The organism is Pseudomonas sp. Leaf127 (genome assembly GCF_001423155.1).
Classification (GTDB): Bacteria; Pseudomonadota; Gammaproteobacteria; order Pseudomonadales; family Pseudomonadaceae; genus Aquipseudomonas; species Aquipseudomonas ovata.
Genome location: NZ_LMOA01000024.1, coordinates 162035 through 177455 on the forward strand (window position 1 = coordinate 162035; position 15421 = coordinate 177455).

Annotated in this window: 13 protein-coding genes, 1 pseudogene and 1 riboswitch; of the genes and pseudogenes, 5 read left to right on the forward strand and 9 right to left on the reverse strand. The window is 62.7% G+C overall.

Going from position 1 to position 15421, the window contains the following annotated elements:
- Nucleotides 1-37: 37 nt before the first annotated feature.
- The 4 genes from ASF84_RS25450 to ASF84_RS25465 form a co-directional block, all read right to left on the reverse strand.
- Nucleotides 38-1402, reverse strand: a complete 1365-nt coding sequence (locus ASF84_RS25450) for a DUF1329 domain-containing protein (protein ID WP_056841670.1) — start codon at nt 1400-1402, stop codon at nt 38-40.
- A 25-nt stretch (nt 1403-1427) separates the two neighbouring features.
- Nucleotides 1428-3365 (reverse strand): DUF1302 domain-containing protein, encoded by a 1938-nt coding sequence (locus ASF84_RS25455; protein ID WP_056841671.1) that lies wholly within the window; start codon nt 3363-3365, stop codon nt 1428-1430.
- A 333-nt stretch (nt 3366-3698) separates the two neighbouring features.
- Nucleotides 3699-5381, reverse strand: a complete 1683-nt coding sequence (locus ASF84_RS25460; RefSeq protein ID WP_056841672.1) for a fatty acid--CoA ligase — start codon at nt 5379-5381, stop codon at nt 3699-3701.
- Between the two features lie 138 nt (nt 5382-5519).
- On the reverse strand, nt 5520-6149 hold the full coding sequence (locus ASF84_RS25465) for a LysE family translocator (protein ID WP_056841673.1): 630 nt from the start codon (nt 6147-6149) through the stop codon (nt 5520-5522).
- Nucleotides 6150-6273: 124 nt separating this feature from the next.
- Between ASF84_RS25465 and ASF84_RS25470 the strand changes: the two genes are divergently transcribed.
- From ASF84_RS25470 to ASF84_RS25480, 3 genes are all read left to right on the forward strand, one after another.
- Nucleotides 6274-7239: a 2-hydroxyacid dehydrogenase gene (locus tag ASF84_RS25470; protein WP_056841674.1), complete on the forward strand. Its 966-nt coding sequence runs from the start codon at nt 6274-6276 to the stop codon at nt 7237-7239.
- Nucleotides 7240-7474: 235 nt separating this feature from the next.
- Nucleotides 7475-8473, forward strand: a complete 999-nt coding sequence (locus ASF84_RS25475) for a class I SAM-dependent methyltransferase (RefSeq protein WP_056841675.1) — start codon at nt 7475-7477, stop codon at nt 8471-8473.
- Nucleotides 8474-8513: 40 nt separating this feature from the next.
- A riboswitch (yybP-ykoY riboswitch) is annotated at nt 8514-8701 on the forward strand.
- Nucleotides 8702-8718: 17 nt separating this feature from the next.
- Nucleotides 8719-9303 (forward strand): TMEM165/GDT1 family protein, encoded by a 585-nt coding sequence (locus ASF84_RS25480; RefSeq protein WP_056841676.1) that lies wholly within the window; start codon nt 8719-8721, stop codon nt 9301-9303.
- Nucleotides 9304-9384: 81 nt separating this feature from the next.
- On the opposite strand, the gene ASF84_RS25485 is transcribed toward ASF84_RS25480, so the two are convergent.
- A complete protein-coding gene (locus ASF84_RS25485; protein WP_056841677.1) occupies nt 9385-10203 on the reverse strand; it encodes a M48 family metallopeptidase in 819 nt (272 codons plus the stop codon).
- A gap of 122 nt (nt 10204-10325) precedes the next feature.
- Nucleotides 10326-11069: a M48 family metalloprotease gene (locus ASF84_RS25490; RefSeq protein ID WP_156684396.1), complete on the reverse strand. Its 744-nt coding sequence runs from the start codon at nt 11067-11069 to the stop codon at nt 10326-10328.
- A gap of 1302 nt (nt 11070-12371) precedes the next feature.
- On the opposite strand from ASF84_RS25490, the pseudogene ASF84_RS30365 reads away from it, so the two are divergent.
- Nucleotides 12372-12572: pseudogene (locus ASF84_RS30365) on the forward strand (HAMP domain-containing protein); the annotation flags it as partial.
- A gap of 15 nt (nt 12573-12587) precedes the next feature.
- The gene (locus ASF84_RS30370) at nt 12588-13430 is read left to right on the forward strand and encodes a methyl-accepting chemotaxis protein (RefSeq protein ID WP_442963090.1); all 843 of its coding nucleotides are present in this window, start codon (nt 12588-12590) and stop codon (nt 13428-13430) included.
- Nucleotides 13431-14226: 796 nt separating this feature from the next.
- Here ASF84_RS30370 and ASF84_RS25505 read toward each other — a convergent pair.
- From ASF84_RS25505 to ASF84_RS25515, 3 genes are read right to left on the reverse strand one after another with little or no spacing between them, the layout of a single operon-like run.
- On the reverse strand, nt 14227-14847 hold the full coding sequence (locus ASF84_RS25505) for an SOS response-associated peptidase (protein ID WP_056841681.1): 621 nt from the start codon (nt 14845-14847) through the stop codon (nt 14227-14229).
- A gap of 3 nt (nt 14848-14850) precedes the next feature.
- Nucleotides 14851-15111, reverse strand: a complete 261-nt coding sequence (locus tag ASF84_RS25510) for a putative signal transducing protein (protein WP_056841803.1) — start codon at nt 15109-15111, stop codon at nt 14851-14853.
- Complete coding sequence (locus tag ASF84_RS25515; RefSeq protein ID WP_056841682.1) at nt 15111-15293, reverse strand: CPXCG motif-containing cysteine-rich protein; 183 nt, start codon at nt 15291-15293, stop codon at nt 15111-15113. The genes ASF84_RS25510 and ASF84_RS25515 overlap by 1 nt, the downstream gene beginning before the upstream one ends.
- Nucleotides 15294-15421: the final 128 nt, after the last annotated feature.

Sequence of the window (15421 nt, forward strand, 5' to 3'; positions counted from 1 at the left end):
GGGCTGCGCCAAGCACGCAGCCCTGCCCTCTACAGGATCAGCGCACCCCACCCTGGCGCAAGGCATTGGCAGTAAATTCGCTGGTGTTGGCTTCAAAGCCGAACTCATAGGCCCGTGCTTCTTCGTTTTTCATCCCCAGGGCCATGTAGCGCCCCGACTGCAGGTCGTAGAGCGTTTCGATCACGTACCACGGCACTTGCTTGTCGTAGTAGTTGACCGCATGCGCCTCGGCCACGCGCCACAGCTGGTTGCGGCCATCGTAGTGGTCGATGACCGCTGCCTGCCAGGTGTCTTCGTCGATGAAGAAGTCACGCCTGGCGTAGATATGCCGCTGCCCGGACTTGAGCGTGGCGGTCACATGCCAGACGCGGCGCAGTTCATAGCGAGTCAGGTCGGGATTGATATGCCCGGCCTTGACGACATCGGCGTATTTGATCGAGGTGTCGTCAAGCTTGTGGCTGTTGGCCGGGATGTACATTTCCTGCTTGCCGATGAGCTTGAGGTCATAGCGGTCCGGCGCGCCGTTGTACATGTCGAGGTTATCGGAAGTACGGGTACCGTCGGAGGCGGTGCCCGGTCCGTCATAGGCCACTTCCGGCGCCTTGCGCACGCGACGCTGGCCGGTGTTGTAGACCCAGGCAGAGCGTGGTTCCTTGACCTGATTGAGGGTCTCGTGAACCAGCAGCGCGCTGCCGGCCAGGCGTGCTGGCGCGGTCACTTGCTGCTTGAAGTAGAACAGGATATTGCCCGGGTTCTTCGGATCGTAGTCCTTCATCCGGTCACGGAATACAAACTCGTCGTTGAACTTCACGATCTGGTAAGAGCCGTTGGGCTGTGGCGTGGCCTGGGTAATCAGGCGCCTGACGGTGCCGCCGCGATAACGGGTGATGTGGTTCCAGACCACTTCCACGCCACTGGTGGGTATCGGAAACGGAATGGCCGTCTCGAAGTTTTCCAGGCCATTGCCCCCATCGGTCAGTCTGGTCTGGATGGCATTGCGCTTGATGGCGGCCAGCACGTTGTCTGGCACCGTCGCCCCACGATGGCTGGTGTAGACCGGAATCCGGTAGCTGTCCGGGTAACGCTTGAACATGGCGTACTGCCCCGGCGCCAGCTTGTTCTTGTATTGCTCGACGTTGCTGGCGGTGATGACAAACAGCGGCTTTTCACTGGCATAGGGGTTGGCCAGGAAACCCTTGGCATCCACGGCGCCGGCAGTCTTCGGCATCGGGCTCCAGGCCGGGATGCTGTTGTCGGCATTGCCGGCTTTCTCGGCGCCCATGGGCGTCAGCGAGGTGCCCAGTTTCGCGGCCTCCGATTCCGACACCGCCGCCATCACGCCGGTTGCCAGCAGCGACAACCCCAATACACCGGCCTGCAACAGGCCTTTGGTCTTTTTCATATTCGTCGTCCTGAGAACCGATGCGTTAGAAGTTCACGCCGAAGCTGAGCGCCACGAAGTCACGGTCATCGACCGTGGTGTACTTGCCGTCGAAGAAGTTGGTGTAGAACAGGCTGGCGGTGTAGGTGTTCTGGTACTCGGCATCGAGCCCCAGGCTGACCGCCTTGCGGCCTTCTTCGAAGTTGGCGCCAGGACCTGGCGAGTAACCCTTGACGTCATGCGACCAGGCCACGCTGGGCCGCAGGTTGACCCCGGCCAGTACGTTGTTGTAATCCCAGATCGCCCGGGCGCGATAGCCCCAGGAGTTGCTGGTGGTGAAGCCGTCGTTTTCGCAGTAACGGCTCAGGTTGTTCTGCGCCGTGCCGGTCAGCGAGCCGGCATTGAGCGCTGCGCACTGGCCGTTTGGCAAAGGTCCCGGGCCATACACCGGGTCGCGGCCATAGCGCAGCTCGGCGTTGCTTTCCAGCCCGCCGACATGGGTCCAGCCCACCTCGCCCACCACTGTCATGCGCTCGGCGCCCATGACCTGGTCGAAGAAATGCGTGAAGGTGGTCTGCAGCTGGGTGACTTCCTTGCGCCGGTAACCGGGCTGGTCGGTGTCGGGCCGGCCGTTGAGCACCGAGACGCTGGGGTTGAGCGGCGACAGGCCCGAGTACAGGATGTCGGTGGTGTTGAGCTGCACCGGGGCATTGGGCCGGTAGCTGATTTCCCCGCTCCAGGCCGTGCCGGTGGGCAAGGTGGTGGAGAAGCTCAGGCCGTACAGGCGGATGTCTTCAGGGTATTCGACGTAGTAGCTGGAGTTGCCTGCCACCACTACGGGCAACAGGGTCGGGGCCAGGGCCGCAGCGGTGCCGGCCGGCAGTCCGTTGCGCACCAGCGAGCCGACCAGCGAAGAGGCGCTGTAGGCACTGGCCGGGCCGCCACGACCACTGAAGATCGGCAGGCGGCTGTGATAATTCATCATGTAGGCACCGAACTCGGTGTCCAGCGGGGCAAAGTTATAGCGCATCGCAAAGCCGAACTGGCCACTGTCCCGGGCGTCGCGATCCGGCCCGCGGCGCACGATCACGCCTTCATCCGGGGACCCGAACGTGGCGCCCTGCTGGGCCAGCGCATTGAACGCCGCGCCACGGGCCGCCGCAGGCAGGCCGGCAGCAGTCAGGGCCGAGTTCAGGCCGCTCTGGCTGCGCAGTACCGCCAGGTTGCTGTTGCAACCATCGGCGATCACGTCCGGTTGCGAGAAGAACGTGCCGCAGTTGTCGACCACCGTCTGGTCCCACTCGAGCTGATAGAAGCCTTCGACGGACAGGTCCTGGGTCAGGCCTTGCGACAGGTAGAACATGTTGACCGGGATCAGGCCTTCCTTGATCTCCGAGCCGGGCCGGCGAAAGGCCGAGACATCAATGGGGTTGACGCTGTTGATGCCGCCGCCGATGAACGTGCTTTCACCCCAACTGACCACCTGCTTGCCGAAGCGCACGGTGCCCGGCTCGTCGCCGACTGTGTAGCGGTGATAGACAAAGGCATCGAGCAATTGCGCGCCGGACGACTTGGCGCCTTCCTTGCGGTTGGAGTCGCTGATGTCCTTGAACTCACGCCCCTCATCCTTCAGTTCAAAGTCATACCAGTACTTGCCGCGCAGGAAGACCCCGGTGTCGCCGTACTTGAGCTCAAGGTCATGAATGCCCTTGAACACCTTGGAAAAGGTCTCGCCGCGCTTGAAATTCAGGCGACCGTCATCGGAGGTCTGCGACAGGCCGCGACCGCCATTGTTGGCGCCGATCAGGTTCTTGTCAGGGTTGGCCGTCGACCAGCTCGCGCCGATGGAGAGCGAAGAGTCGAAACTGCCTTCGATTTCACCGATGTTGAAACTGACGGCAAAGGCAGGGCCGGCAAGGGTCGAGGCAAGGCTGACAGCCAGGGGCAAGCGTGCCCGCCGCCAGAAGGGGGTTGCTGTGGTCATCGTCGCTACTCCGTGTGCTTTTATTGTTATGGCACTCAGGACGCCGGTGTTCCAGACAAAACCGGTTGGCCGTCTTCACCGGGCGACTGCGCGGGCTCCACCGCACGCCTGATGAACACGTAGTGCCAGGTCATGGTGCCGACTCAAGTCAGCAATCTTTAACGTCTGATTCCTCTTGAATAAACAAACAGATGCTCTGGCTCGCCCATTCCCGCTCGAAAGCGCGACAGGCTTCGAGGGAGAATGGCTGAATCTGGCGATTTGGCAAGCCGGACACAGGACCTGTCCGACAGAAAAATCTGTCGCGTTCCAGGAACGCGACAGAGTGCTCAATCAGAGTGTAGACAGCAAAACGCTATTACTGCTTTGCCATTCGGCAATATCCACACGCATGCGCTTCTTGTCGAGCTTGCCGACACTGGTCTTGGGAATCTCGGGCACCACGGCAATCTGTTGCGGGATCGCCCACTTGTTGAGGTGCCCCTGCTCGACGAACGGCGTCAGATGTTCCTTGAGCGTGGCGGCATCGAAATGCTGACCTTCGTGCGCCACCACCAGGGCAAAGGGGCGCTCGCCCCATTGCGCATCGGGAATGCCCACCACCGCCACTTCGCGCACCGCCGCATGACGACTGCACAGGTCTTCGAGCGCCAGCGAGGACAGCCACTCGCCGCCGGTCTTGATCACGTCCTTGATACGGTCGCGAATATCGATGAAACCATAACCGTCCAGGGTCGCCACATCACCGGTGTGCAGCCAGCCGCCAGCCCACAGTTCACGGCCCTTTTCCGGTTCGCGGAAATAGCTTTCGGTCAGCCACGGCGCACGCAGCACCAGTTCGCCCTGGGTCTGGCCGTCGGCGGGCAGGAAGTTGCCCTGTTCGTCGACGATGGCGGCATCAACCAGCATGCCCGGCACCCCGGCCTTGATCCGGTAGCGAATGCGCTCGTCCTCGGAGCTGGCCAGCAGCTCTTCGTTGATATGGGCAACGGAAATCAGCGGGCCGGTTTCCGACATGCCATAGGCGGCGGTCAACTGGATGCCCTTGGCCTTGGCGGCCAGGTACAGGCTGCGATTGAGCGAGCTGCCGCCGATGATGATCTTCCAGCCACCGAAATCCTTGTCCCTGGCACCCTTGGCATTGAGCAGCATCTGCAGGATGGTCGGCACGCAGTGCGAAAAGGTGACCTTTTCCGTTTCCCAGAGGCGCACCAGCATCTCGGGGTCGTAGCGCCCCGGATAGACCTGCTTGATGCCCAGCATGGTCGCAGCATAGGGCACACCCCAGGCATGCACATGGAACATCGGCGTGATGGGCATGTAGACATCATTGGTGCCCAGCAGCCGCACACTGTCGATGCTGCCCATGATGGTGGCCACGCCCAGGGTGTGCAGCACCAGTTGCCGATGGGTGAAGTACACGCCCTTGGGGTTGCCGGTGGTGCCGGTGGTGTAGAAGGTGGTGGCCACCGAGTGCTCGTCGAAGTCGGCGAATTCGTATTCGGGGCTGGCGGCGGCCAGCAGCGCTTCGTACTCGCCGATCAGGTCGGGCAGCTCGACAGGCTGGTCGGGGGTGTCGGTCAACAGCAGGGTCTTTTCGACCGTGCTCAGGTGCGGGGCGATGCCCTGGTACAACGCGGCAAACTCGCTGTTGACCAGCACCACGCGGTCATCGGCGTGGTTCATGGTGTAGACGATCTGCTCTGGCGACAGGCGCACGTTGATGGTGTGCACCACCGCACCGATCATCGGGATGGCAAACATGCACTCAAGGTAGCGGTGGCTGTCCCAGTCCATGACCGCCACGGTATCGCCGGCCTTGACCCCGGCTTCGGTGAGGACATTGGCCAGGCGGCGTACGCGCTGGTTGAGGGTGGGATAGTCATAGCGGACTGAATCGCGGTACACGATCTCGCGGGTTCTTTCATAGCGGCTGCCGGAAACCAGCAGGCTTTTGATCAACAGCGGATACCGATAGGCGCCTTCGGCTGGCGCAAGAACGCGAGTCTGCAACATAAGAGTCCCTTTCCAGAGTTCACAGGCGAAGCACCAATATGGACGTTGATCTGCCGTCTCGCCAGTTGCATCGGTCAAAGGGACGATTTGCCGACCGGTGCACGGGCGCCTTGCACGCCCGTACAGGCTGCCGGTGACTCAACCGGCCTGGGTAAACGCCAGTTTGACGCCCAGGGCGACCAGCACCGCGCCCATGGCACGATCAAACCAATGGCCCATGCGGGCAAAACCTTCGCGCACACGCGTCTGGCTGAACAGCCGCGCCACCAGACAGAACCACAGCGCCGTGGCGATGGCCAGGTACACGCCATAGCCACCCTGCACCAGCAACGGGGTGTGCGGGTCGATGACCACGGTGAACAACGACAGGAAAAACAGCGTCGCCTTGGGGTTCAGGCCGTTAGTGACGAACCCGCTGACGTAGGCGCCGCGCGCCGAACGTTCGACAGCCTGGCCCTTGATCGCCTCAGGCGAAGCACTGGCCGGTTTGGCGCGCAGGGCCTTGATGCCGATGTACAGCAGGTAAGCGGCCGCGGCCCATTTCAGCGCATTGAACAACATGATGGACTGGGAAACGATGATGCCGATGCCCAGCAGCGAGTAGCCAACGTGCACGAAAATGGCCGAGCCCACGCCCAGCGCCGCCCAGGTGCCGGCCTTGCGCCCGTGGGTCACGCTCTCGCGCACCACCACGGCAAAGTCAGGGCCGGGGCTGGCCACGGCCAGCAGGTGAATCAGTGCGACGGTCAGAAATTCAGCCCAGTACATGAGGTTCTCCGGGGGCAGGCAGTCTGGCGCCAGCTGACAAAAACTGTCTGCGTCACGCACAGGCTGTGATAGAAAAAAGGCCTCTAAACATACAACCCCTCTTCTCCCCCTGAAAGGTACAGCGATGAGCAATGTCGGCAGAGCAGTTTTTCTTGATCACACCTCGCTGGACCTGGGCGACCTCGACCTGAGCCCCCTGCAAGGCAGCTTTGCCGAGTTGGTGCTGCATGCCGGCACGCCGGCCGATCAGGTCAGCGAGCGTCTGCAGGGCGCGCAGGTCGCAATCACCAACAAGGTACGGATCGATGCGGCGACCTTCGCGGCCTGCCCGCAACTCAAGCTGGTGCTGGTCGCGGCCACCGGCACCAATAACGTCGACCTGGTGTCGGCCCGCGAGCATGGCGTGACGGTGTGCAACTGCCAGGGCTACGGCACCGCCTCGGTGGCCCAGCACACGCTGCTGTTGCTGCTGGCACTGGCCACACGCCTGCCCGATTACCAGCGTGCGGTGCAGCAAGGGCTGTGGCAGAAATCGGCGCAGTTCTGCCTGCTCGACTTTCCGATCATGGAGCTGGAGGGCAAGACCCTGGGGCTGCTCGGTCATGGCGAACTGGGCGGTGCCGTGGCGCGACTGGCCGAGGCGTTCGGCATGCGCGTATTGATCGGCCAGATTCCGGGCCGTCCGGCCCGCGCCGATCGTCTGCCGCTGGAGGCGCTGCTGCCACAGGTCGATGCCCTGACCCTGCACTGCCCGCTCAACGAACAGACCCGGCACATGATCGGCGCCCGCGAACTGGGCCTGCTCAAGCCCCATGTGCTGGTGGTCAACACCGCCCGCGGCGGCTTGATCGATGAACAGGCTTTGGCTGAGGCCCTGCGCAATGGCCACCTGGGCGGCGCGGCGACCGATGTGCTCAGTGTCGAGCCGCCGGCCAACGGCAACCCGTTGCTGGCCGGCGACATCCCGCGCCTGATCGTCACCCCGCACAGCGCCTGGGGCGCCCGCGAAGCCCGGCAACGGATTGTCGGCCAGATCACCGAAAATGCCCAGGCGTTCGCTGACGGTACGCCCAAGCGTGTCGTGACCTGAATGAAATGGCGCGCTGACACATAACAGACACAGGGCCCGTAGGAGCGCGCTCTGCCCGCGACCGAGTGCGTAGCGCTCGCAAAATTGTCGAGACGCCACAAAATCATGACTGCGAACGCTTTCAGAATTGGCGAAACGCTGCAATTTTACGACTGCTACGCAGCCGGTCGCGGGCAGAGCGCGCTCCTACACCTGTCCCCCTGTTAGACTGCGCCCTTTTTTCAGGAGCCAGGACATGGACCCGCGCAGTGAAGTGATACTCCGGCAGGCCGAGCTGTTTCAGGGCAAGGTCCTGCTGGCCGGCCTGCCCGCCGATGACCTGATGGGCAAGCTGCCCGATGCGCATGGCTGGTCCTGGCATGCCGGCGAGTCGGCTACGCTGGAGGCGCGTTTCGAAGGCCGCACGCATTTTGGCGTCGAGCATCCGGCCGATGACTTCGAGGCCGTGGTGCTGTTTCTGCCCAAGGCCCGCGACCTGACTGACTACCTGCTCAATGCCCTGGCCTCGCGCCTGGCTGGGCGCGAGCTGTTCCTGGTCGGCGAAAAACGCGGCGGGATTGAGGCGGCGGCCAAGCAGTTGCACCCCTTCGGCAGGCCACGCAAGCTCGACAGCGCCCGGCATTGCCAGCTCTGGCAGGTGAGCGTGGAGCAGGCCCCCCAGGCCACCGCCCTGAACGACCTGGCCAAGACCTATGAAATCGCCCTGGCTGACGGTCCACTGACTGTGATCAGCCTGCCCGGTGTCTTCAGCCACGGCCGGCTTGATCGCGGCACGGCATTGTTGCTGGAGCACCTGGACAAACTGCCGGGCGGTTCGCTGCTGGATTTTGGCTGCGGTGCCGGTGTGCTTGGCGCGGCGATCAAGCGTCGCAACCCGCAGACCGACGTGGTCATGCTCGACGTGGATGCGTTCGCCACCGCCAGTTCGGTGCTGACACTGGCCGCCAATGGCTTGCAGGCGCAGGTGATCACCGGCGACGGCATTGATGCCGCCCCCAAGGGCCTGAGTACGATCCTGAGCAACCCGCCGTTTCATGTCGGGGTGCACACCGACTACAAGGCCACGGAAAACCTGCTGAAAAAATCACGCGAACATCTGCGATCCGGTGGCGAACTGCGCCTGGTAGCCAACAACTTCCTGCGCTATCAACCGGTAATCGAAAGCCAGTTCGGCAGCTGTGACGTCCTGGCCCAAGGCAATGGCTTCAAGATCTACAAGGCCCGGCGCAGTTGAAAATAAGCGCTTGCCCAAAGCGTTTGGTGAAGGCAGAATCCGCCCCGTCCTAGGGGAGTAGTCTCCCACGAGCACCCTGCTCGAGCGGCATGCATCAACATACTTGGCCAACAGGCCATGGTGCGTGCGACCCGGAATCCGCATCAGACGGATCAGCGGTTTGACCAGACCTATGACACGCACACCTTACCGGGCGGGAAGGCTGTACGTGTCATAGCCGTGTCGACCCGCCCCCAGGAAACCTGATGCTGGAATCATTGCTTATCCCTACCGCCGTCGTGGCGCTCGCCGAAATCGGCGACAAGACCCAACTGTTGGCGCTCATTCTGGCGGCCCGCTTTCGCAAGCCCTGGCCGATCATCGCCGGTATCGTGGCCGCCACACTGGCCAACCATGCCGCCGCCGGTGCCGTGGGCGCCTGGTTCAGCCAGTTCTTTTCGGATGTGGTGCTGCACTGGGTGCTGGCTGCCAGCTTTACCGCCACTGCGTTGTGGACGCTGGTGCCCGACAAGATGGATGAGGATGAGGCGAGCACGGCCCGCAAGTTCGGCCCGTTCATGACCACGCTGATCACGTTTTTCATTGCCGAGATCGGCGACAAGACCCAGATCGCCACGGTCATGCTGGCCGCGCAGTACAGTCACCTGTGGCTGGTGATCATCGGCACCACGGTCGGCATGCTGATTGCCAACGTGCCGGTGGTGCTGGCTGGCAACTTCGCCGCCGACAAACTGCCGCTGACCCTGATCCGCCGCCTGGCCGCCAGCGCCTTTTTCGTGCTGGCGCTGGTGGCAGTCTACAAGGCCATGCAGGTCAGCGGCTGGGTGTAGCGCAAGCAGGATGCATGCAAAAACTTCAGTGCCTGACAGACTGCATTGGCGAGCTTGCTCGCGCTTGCGGTGCGAATGGCCTCAGGTCTTGGGGGCCTGCTGATACAGCGGCATGACTTTCGGAATCGCCGCTTCCAGCGACGCGATGCGACTCTGCGAGGCCGGGTGGGTGCTCATGAACTCAGGCGGCGAGCCACCCGATTGCTGGGTCATCTTCTGCCACAGGGTGATCGCGGCATTGGGGTTGTAGCCGGCGCGGGCGGCCAGTTCCAGGCCCAGCAGGTCGGCTTCGTTTTCGTTGCTGCGGCTGTTGGGCAGGGTCATGGCGTAGTTGACCACGGTGTCGGCCATCGCCAGGCTGGTCTCGCCCAGGCCGAACAAGGCGCTCGCGCCCTGCTTGCCCATTTCAAGGCCATAGGCCTTGGACATCGCTTCGCGGCCGTGCTCGCGCAGGGCATGGGCGATCTCATGGCCCATGACGGCCGCAAGCTCATCATCGCTGAGCTTGAGCTGATCGATCAGCCCGGAATAGACAATGATCTTGCCGCCAGGACCGCAATTGGCGTTGAGTTCATCACTCTTGATCAGGTTCACTTCCCATTGCCACTGCGCGGCGTCAGGACGCAGCTTGGGCGCCTGGGCAATCAGCCGATTGGCAATCGCACGCACGCGCTTGGCGTTGTTGCTGGTGGTGTCAAGCACGCCCTGGCTGGTCGCCTCGCCCACGGTCTTCTGATAAGACTGGGCATACATCTGGTTGACTTGCTCAGTCGACAGCATGCTGAACATGTACTGCTTGCGTTCAACACCCACCGAGTCGCCTGTGGTGGTATTGACCGCCTGGCAGCCAGCCAGCAATAAAGTGGCGCTCAAGGCAGATAAAGCAAAATACTGGCGCATCACGGGACACTCCTTAAAAACGTGGCGGTCATGCCAGGTCCTGCAGCAATCCTGCGCCAGAGACCGGCCGATTCGAGCTATTGGTCATCATTGCAGGGCCTTGGTTCCCTGGCCAGTGGTAGTCAAGGCTTGCTGGCCTGCTCATACAGTGGCATGACCTTGGGAATCGCTTCGCGCAGGCGTTGGGTCCGGGGCTCGACCAGCCGGCGCAGTCCATTGAGCTCAGTGGCCGAGAGCCCTTCACGTTGCAACATTTTTTCCAGTATCGTCACCGCCGCATTGGGGTTATAGCCTGACCTGGCAAGCCATTCCAGACTTTGCACATCGACCCGCGCTTCCATCCGCGCCTGGCTTTTGGCTTCAGTCACTTGCTCGGCCAAGGCCATGCCGGCCTCGTTCATGCCCAGGGCTCTCGACGTCGCGGGTATAACCGCCGGGGCATGGCGCCTGCGTATCGCTTCATGGCTCTGCGGGCTATCGGCACGGGCAATGACACCGGCAATAATTGCCGCCAGCTCATCATCGGTCGGTTGAAGCTGATCGAGCACTCCGGTATGAATCATGACCTTGCCACCCGGTCCGCCCTTGGCGTTGAGTTCATCGTCCTTGATCAGGCTGACCTGCCACTGCCACTGTGCGGCATCGGGGTACAACTTCGGTGCCTGGGTCATCAGTCGCTCGGCAATGCCCTGCACCCGTCGGGCACTGGGGCTGGTGGTGTCCAGCGCCTGACGGCTGGCTGCTTCATCCAGCGTTTGCTGATAGGTGCGGGCATACACCTGATTGACATCGATCGTATTCGTATGGCAACCGCCTACCAGCAAAACGGCACTGAACACACCTGCAACCCACATCTGACGCAACACGGCGCGCTCCTTCTGAAAGTGATGGTCATCCTGAACCTTGCAGCCGCACTGCAAGCGCCTTGTTGGTCCCTGTCGAGCGCCCCGGGTTCCCTGCCGGCAACAAAGACCGTCATGCCATGTTCTTGCAATCCTCCCAATCCTGTCGCTTCAAGCGGCTCATGATTTTCGGATTGCGGGCGATAGCGCTCTATAGAGCGAGCCTTCTTTCTGTCCGGAGCCGGTATGAAATTCAAGTCGATCCAGTTCTCCATTGCGTTTCTGGCCGGCACGATCGTGCTGGGTGTGGCCGCGGCCCTGATCGGCTATGCCCTGTATTCCGGGGCCCGGACCCAGGCGCTGGTCGAGCAGCGCACTCGCCAGCAGTCGGAAATCGCTGTGCGTCAGCGTCTCGAAGCGCTGGCCCAGAGCCAGGCCAGTGCGATTCGCCAGGCGCTGGAGCTGCCGCTGCAAGCGGCCACCAGCCTGGCCCAGACCAACGCCCTGCTCGGCACGACCGACAGCCAGGGGCGTGCGGCGCTGCAGATGAGCCGTGAAGACATGATCAACCTGACCCGCGATGTGCTGGACAAGAATCCCAAACTGGTCGACGCCTACGTCGGCTGGGAACCCAACGGCCTGCAGCGCAATGACGCTCAATATGCCAACAGCGGCCAGGTCGGGATGGACACGAACGGGCGCTTCATCCCGCTGTGGTTCCGCAACGCTGATGGCAGCCTGTCGCTGGACAAGCTCACCGACCTGGACAACAGCGCCCTGTTGCCGACTGGCGTGCGCGCCAACGAGTACTACCAGTGCGCCAAGGAGACCGGCAAGGGCTGCGTGGTGGACCCGGCACCCTACCCGATCGGCAACCGCACCATCATGCTGTCGTCGTTCATCGCGCCGATCATGGTCAACGGCACCTTCCAGGGCATTGTCGGGGCCGACCTGTCGGTGGACTTCGTCCAGGAAATGCTCGAAACCGTCGATCGCAGCCTGTATGACGGTGCCGGCGAAATCGCACTGATTGCCAACAATGGTGGCGTGGTGGCCTACACCAAGGACAAGAGCCTGCTGGGCCAGAAGGCCAGCAAGCTGCTGGACGCCAACGAAGTCGCCAACCTGAGCAAGCTGGTCACTGATCAGGTCAGCTATGACCTGGACGAAGAACACGGGCATATCGAGGTATACATGCCCTTCAACATTGGCGCCACCAATGCCCGCTGGACGCTGATGATGCAACTGCCGCTCAGTGCCGTGATGGCTGACCAGGAAAAACTCCAGCAGGACCTGCAGGCACAACGCAGCAGTGACATCTTCGCCATGACCCTGGTCGGCCTGTTGATCGCCGCGGTCGGCCTGCTGGTGATCTGGCTGACGGCGCGTGGCATTGCCCGGCCGCTCAAGCAGATGGTTGCCATGCTCGATGACATCGCCCAGGGTGAAGGCGACCTGACCCGTCGCCTGCACAGCGACCGCGCCGACGAACTGGGCAGCATCGCGCTGGGCTTCAATACGTTTCTGGGCAAGCTGCAGACCATGATCAGCCAGGTGGTCAGCTCGGTGCAGAAGGTCAGCGATTCTTCGGAGCACAGCGCCGACATTGCCATCCGCACGCACCAGGGCATTCAGAAACAGCTGGCCGAGATCGACCAGGTGGCCACGGCGGTGCAGGAAATGACCGCCACCGCCCAGGACGTGGCGCGCAACGCCACCCAGGCCGCACAGGCCGCCAGCCATGCCGACAGTGCCGCGCACCAGGGCATGAGCATCGTGCAGGAAACCTCCGATTCGATCAGCCACCTGGCACGGGAGATCGGGCATGCCGTGGAAGTGGTGCAGACCCTGTCGCGCGACAGCGAGAACATCAACGCCATCCTGACCACCATCCGTGGCATTGCCGAGCAGACCAACCTGCTGGCCCTGAACGCTGCCATCGAGGCGGCACGCGCCGGTGAGCAGGGTCGCGGCTTTGCCGTGGTTGCCGACGAGGTGCGCAACCTGGCGCAGAAGACCCAGCAGGCCACCCAGGAAATCCAGAGCATGATCCAGCAGTTGCAATCCGGCACCCGCCAGGTGGTGCAGGTCATGCAGGACAGCCAGAACCGGACGGACGAAAGCGTTACCCATGCCACCCAGGCCGCCGAAGCACTGGGGAGCATTACTCAGGCAGTGTCGGTGATCAACGACATGAATACCCAGATTGCCAGCGCTGCCGAAGAACAGAGCGCAGTGGCCGACGACATCAACCGCAACGTGATCAATATCGGCGAAGTGGCCCGGGAAGTCGCCGGCGGTGCCGACGAAGCCAGCCAGGCCAGCGCCGAACTGACACGCCTGGCCGAACAGCAGCGCCGCCTGATCAATCAGTTCCGGGTGTAAAGCCCATACGCTTCTCTTGAGCCGCACATCTGACGGGTGGGAGGGGGGCTTTGCTCCGGGCGGCGATCCGACGATAAGGCCGGCAAGGCCGATCTATCTGCTGCGTCTGCTCCATAGCCATCGCCAGCAGAGCTGCCTCCCACAGTCTGGTGCCAGGCAMGAGATCCAGAACAACATCAATCCCGTGGGAGGCRATCCCGTGGGAGGCGGCTTGCCGGCGATGAGGCCAGCAAGGCCAACACATCTGCTGCGCCTGCTCCATAGCCATCGCCAGCAGAGCTGCCTCCCACAGTCTGGTGCCAGGCAMGAGATCCAGAACAACATCAATCCYGTGGGAGGCGGCTTGCCGGCGATGAGGCCAGCARGGCCAACACATCTGCTGCGCCTGCTCCATAGCCATCGCCAGCAGAGCTGCCTCCCACAGTCTGGTGCCAGGCACGAGATTCTGGGCGACATCAATCCCGTGGGAGGCAGCTTGCCGGCGATGAGGCCAGCAAGGCCAACACATCTGCTGCACCTGCTCCATAGCCATCGCCATCGCCATCGCCAGCAGAGCTGCCTCCCACAGTCTGGTGCCAGGCACGAGATTCTGGGCGACATCAATCCGGTGGGAGGCGGCTTGCCGGCGATGAGGCCAGCAAGGCCCATACACCTGCTGCGCCTGTCACACAGCCATCGCCAGCAGTGCCTCCCACAGCGGGCAGTGCTCCGACAGGTATCTGCAGGCCATGCATGACCTGCACGTTCGCACCAACGCTTGAGTGGTCGACGTCGGACGTGAAACGGCGGGTTTGACTTACAAGGGCGTCAGGCATTGCGGGCCGTTGAGGGTCGGGTCGTTGACCAGGTTGCTCAACGGCCGTTCGCGCAGCGGGATCTGCCGTGAGACCAGCAGTGCCTGCAGGGCCTCCTCGCCAGCTTTCGGGTCAAGCCAGGTTTGCTGGCCTTGCGCATCGAGCATCAGCGGCCGGCGCTGGTCCATGGCCGGCTGGGTCACCAGCGCCACGCTCAGCCAGATCTGTTCCTGCACCGGGTACGCTTCCCAGATCGCGGCGAAATGCAGCGTCCCGCCCTCACCCGGGCTCAGCCAGAAAGGCCGCTTGCGCACCCCGCCGCGCCATTCGTAGAAGCCGTTGGCCGGCAACAGGCAGCGCCGCAGGTTGAACGCCTCGCGAAACATCGGTTGTTCGGCGACGGTTTCAGCGCGGGCATGGGCCGGTGTGCGCGTCAGGTCGGTCAGCCAGGGCGGCGTCAGGCCCCAGCGGGCTCGCGCCAGGCTCTGCTCGCCCTCGACACTGCGCAGCATCAGCACCCAGTCGGCCGGGCAGATATTCCATTGCGCCCGCTGGCCCTGCGGGAAGCCCGGCAAGGCGGCAAACTCGGGGGTCCAGCGAAACAGCGCATAACGTCCACACATTGTTCAGCACACCAGTACATCGGGATAACTGTCCGGCTCATCGCCGTCCACAGGCAGGGCGGCATTGTACGCGCTGATCAGCGCCAGCGCCCGGTCGACCTGAGCATCGTCGACCACGATGCCCAGCAGGCCGCTCACCGGCAAATGCCCCATGCCGCCCAGCAGGTCCTGCCCGGTCAGGTGCGCCTGGACCCCTTCGCTGGCCAGCATGGCCAGCAGCAGTTCGCCTTCAAGCAGGTGTTCGGGCTCGTAGATTCGTTGCATCATTCGTTCTCGCTGCGTACATCCAGGCTCCATTGTTCGCCGTCGGTGCGCAGGTCGAACACGATGGGTCGGCAACACACCTGGCAATCCTCTATGTACTGCTGATCGCCACCGGACAGGTCCAGCAGGGTCTCGACTGATTCGCCACAATACGGGCATTGATAATCCTGTAATTCCTGCATCGGGTCTGCCTCTGATGTTTTTGCGTATAATCGGCCGCCTGTTCGAAGGCCGAGCCTTTTTGCTGAAACCGGAATCTGCTATCCGTCTTATTTCAGACCGGCCTTCCCTTAACTCTATCCGTTCCCTA

Coding starts and splice junctions, on each gene's coding strand:
- ASF84_RS30370 (WP_442963090.1), top strand. CDS start 12,588: ATGATCAGCCAGGTGGTCAGCTCGGTGCAGAAGGTCAGCGATTCTTCG.
- ASF84_RS25510 (WP_056841803.1), bottom strand. CDS start 15,111: ATGCAACGAATCTACGAGCCCGAACACCTGCTTGAAGGCGAACTGCTG.
- ASF84_RS25505 (WP_056841681.1), bottom strand. CDS start 14,847: ATGTGTGGACGTTATGCGCTGTTTCGCTGGACCCCCGAGTTTGCCGCC.
- ASF84_RS25515 (WP_056841682.1), bottom strand. CDS start 15,293: ATGCAGGAATTACAGGATTATCAATGCCCGTATTGTGGCGAATCAGTC.
- ASF84_RS25455 (WP_056841671.1), bottom strand. CDS start 3,365: ATGACCACAGCAACCCCCTTCTGGCGGCGGGCACGCTTGCCCCTGGCT.
- ASF84_RS25465 (WP_056841673.1), bottom strand. CDS start 6,149: ATGTACTGGGCTGAATTTCTGACCGTCGCACTGATTCACCTGCTGGCC.
- ASF84_RS25450 (WP_056841670.1), bottom strand. CDS start 1,402: ATGAAAAAGACCAAAGGCCTGTTGCAGGCCGGTGTATTGGGGTTGTCG.
- ASF84_RS25480 (WP_056841676.1), top strand. CDS start 8,719: ATGCTGGAATCATTGCTTATCCCTACCGCCGTCGTGGCGCTCGCCGAA.
- ASF84_RS25460 (WP_056841672.1), bottom strand. CDS start 5,381: ATGTTGCAGACTCGCGTTCTTGCGCCAGCCGAAGGCGCCTATCGGTAT.
- ASF84_RS25470 (WP_056841674.1), top strand. CDS start 6,274: ATGAGCAATGTCGGCAGAGCAGTTTTTCTTGATCACACCTCGCTGGAC.
- ASF84_RS25475 (WP_056841675.1), top strand. CDS start 7,475: ATGGACCCGCGCAGTGAAGTGATACTCCGGCAGGCCGAGCTGTTTCAG.
- ASF84_RS25485 (WP_056841677.1), bottom strand. CDS start 10,203: ATGCGCCAGTATTTTGCTTTATCTGCCTTGAGCGCCACTTTATTGCTG.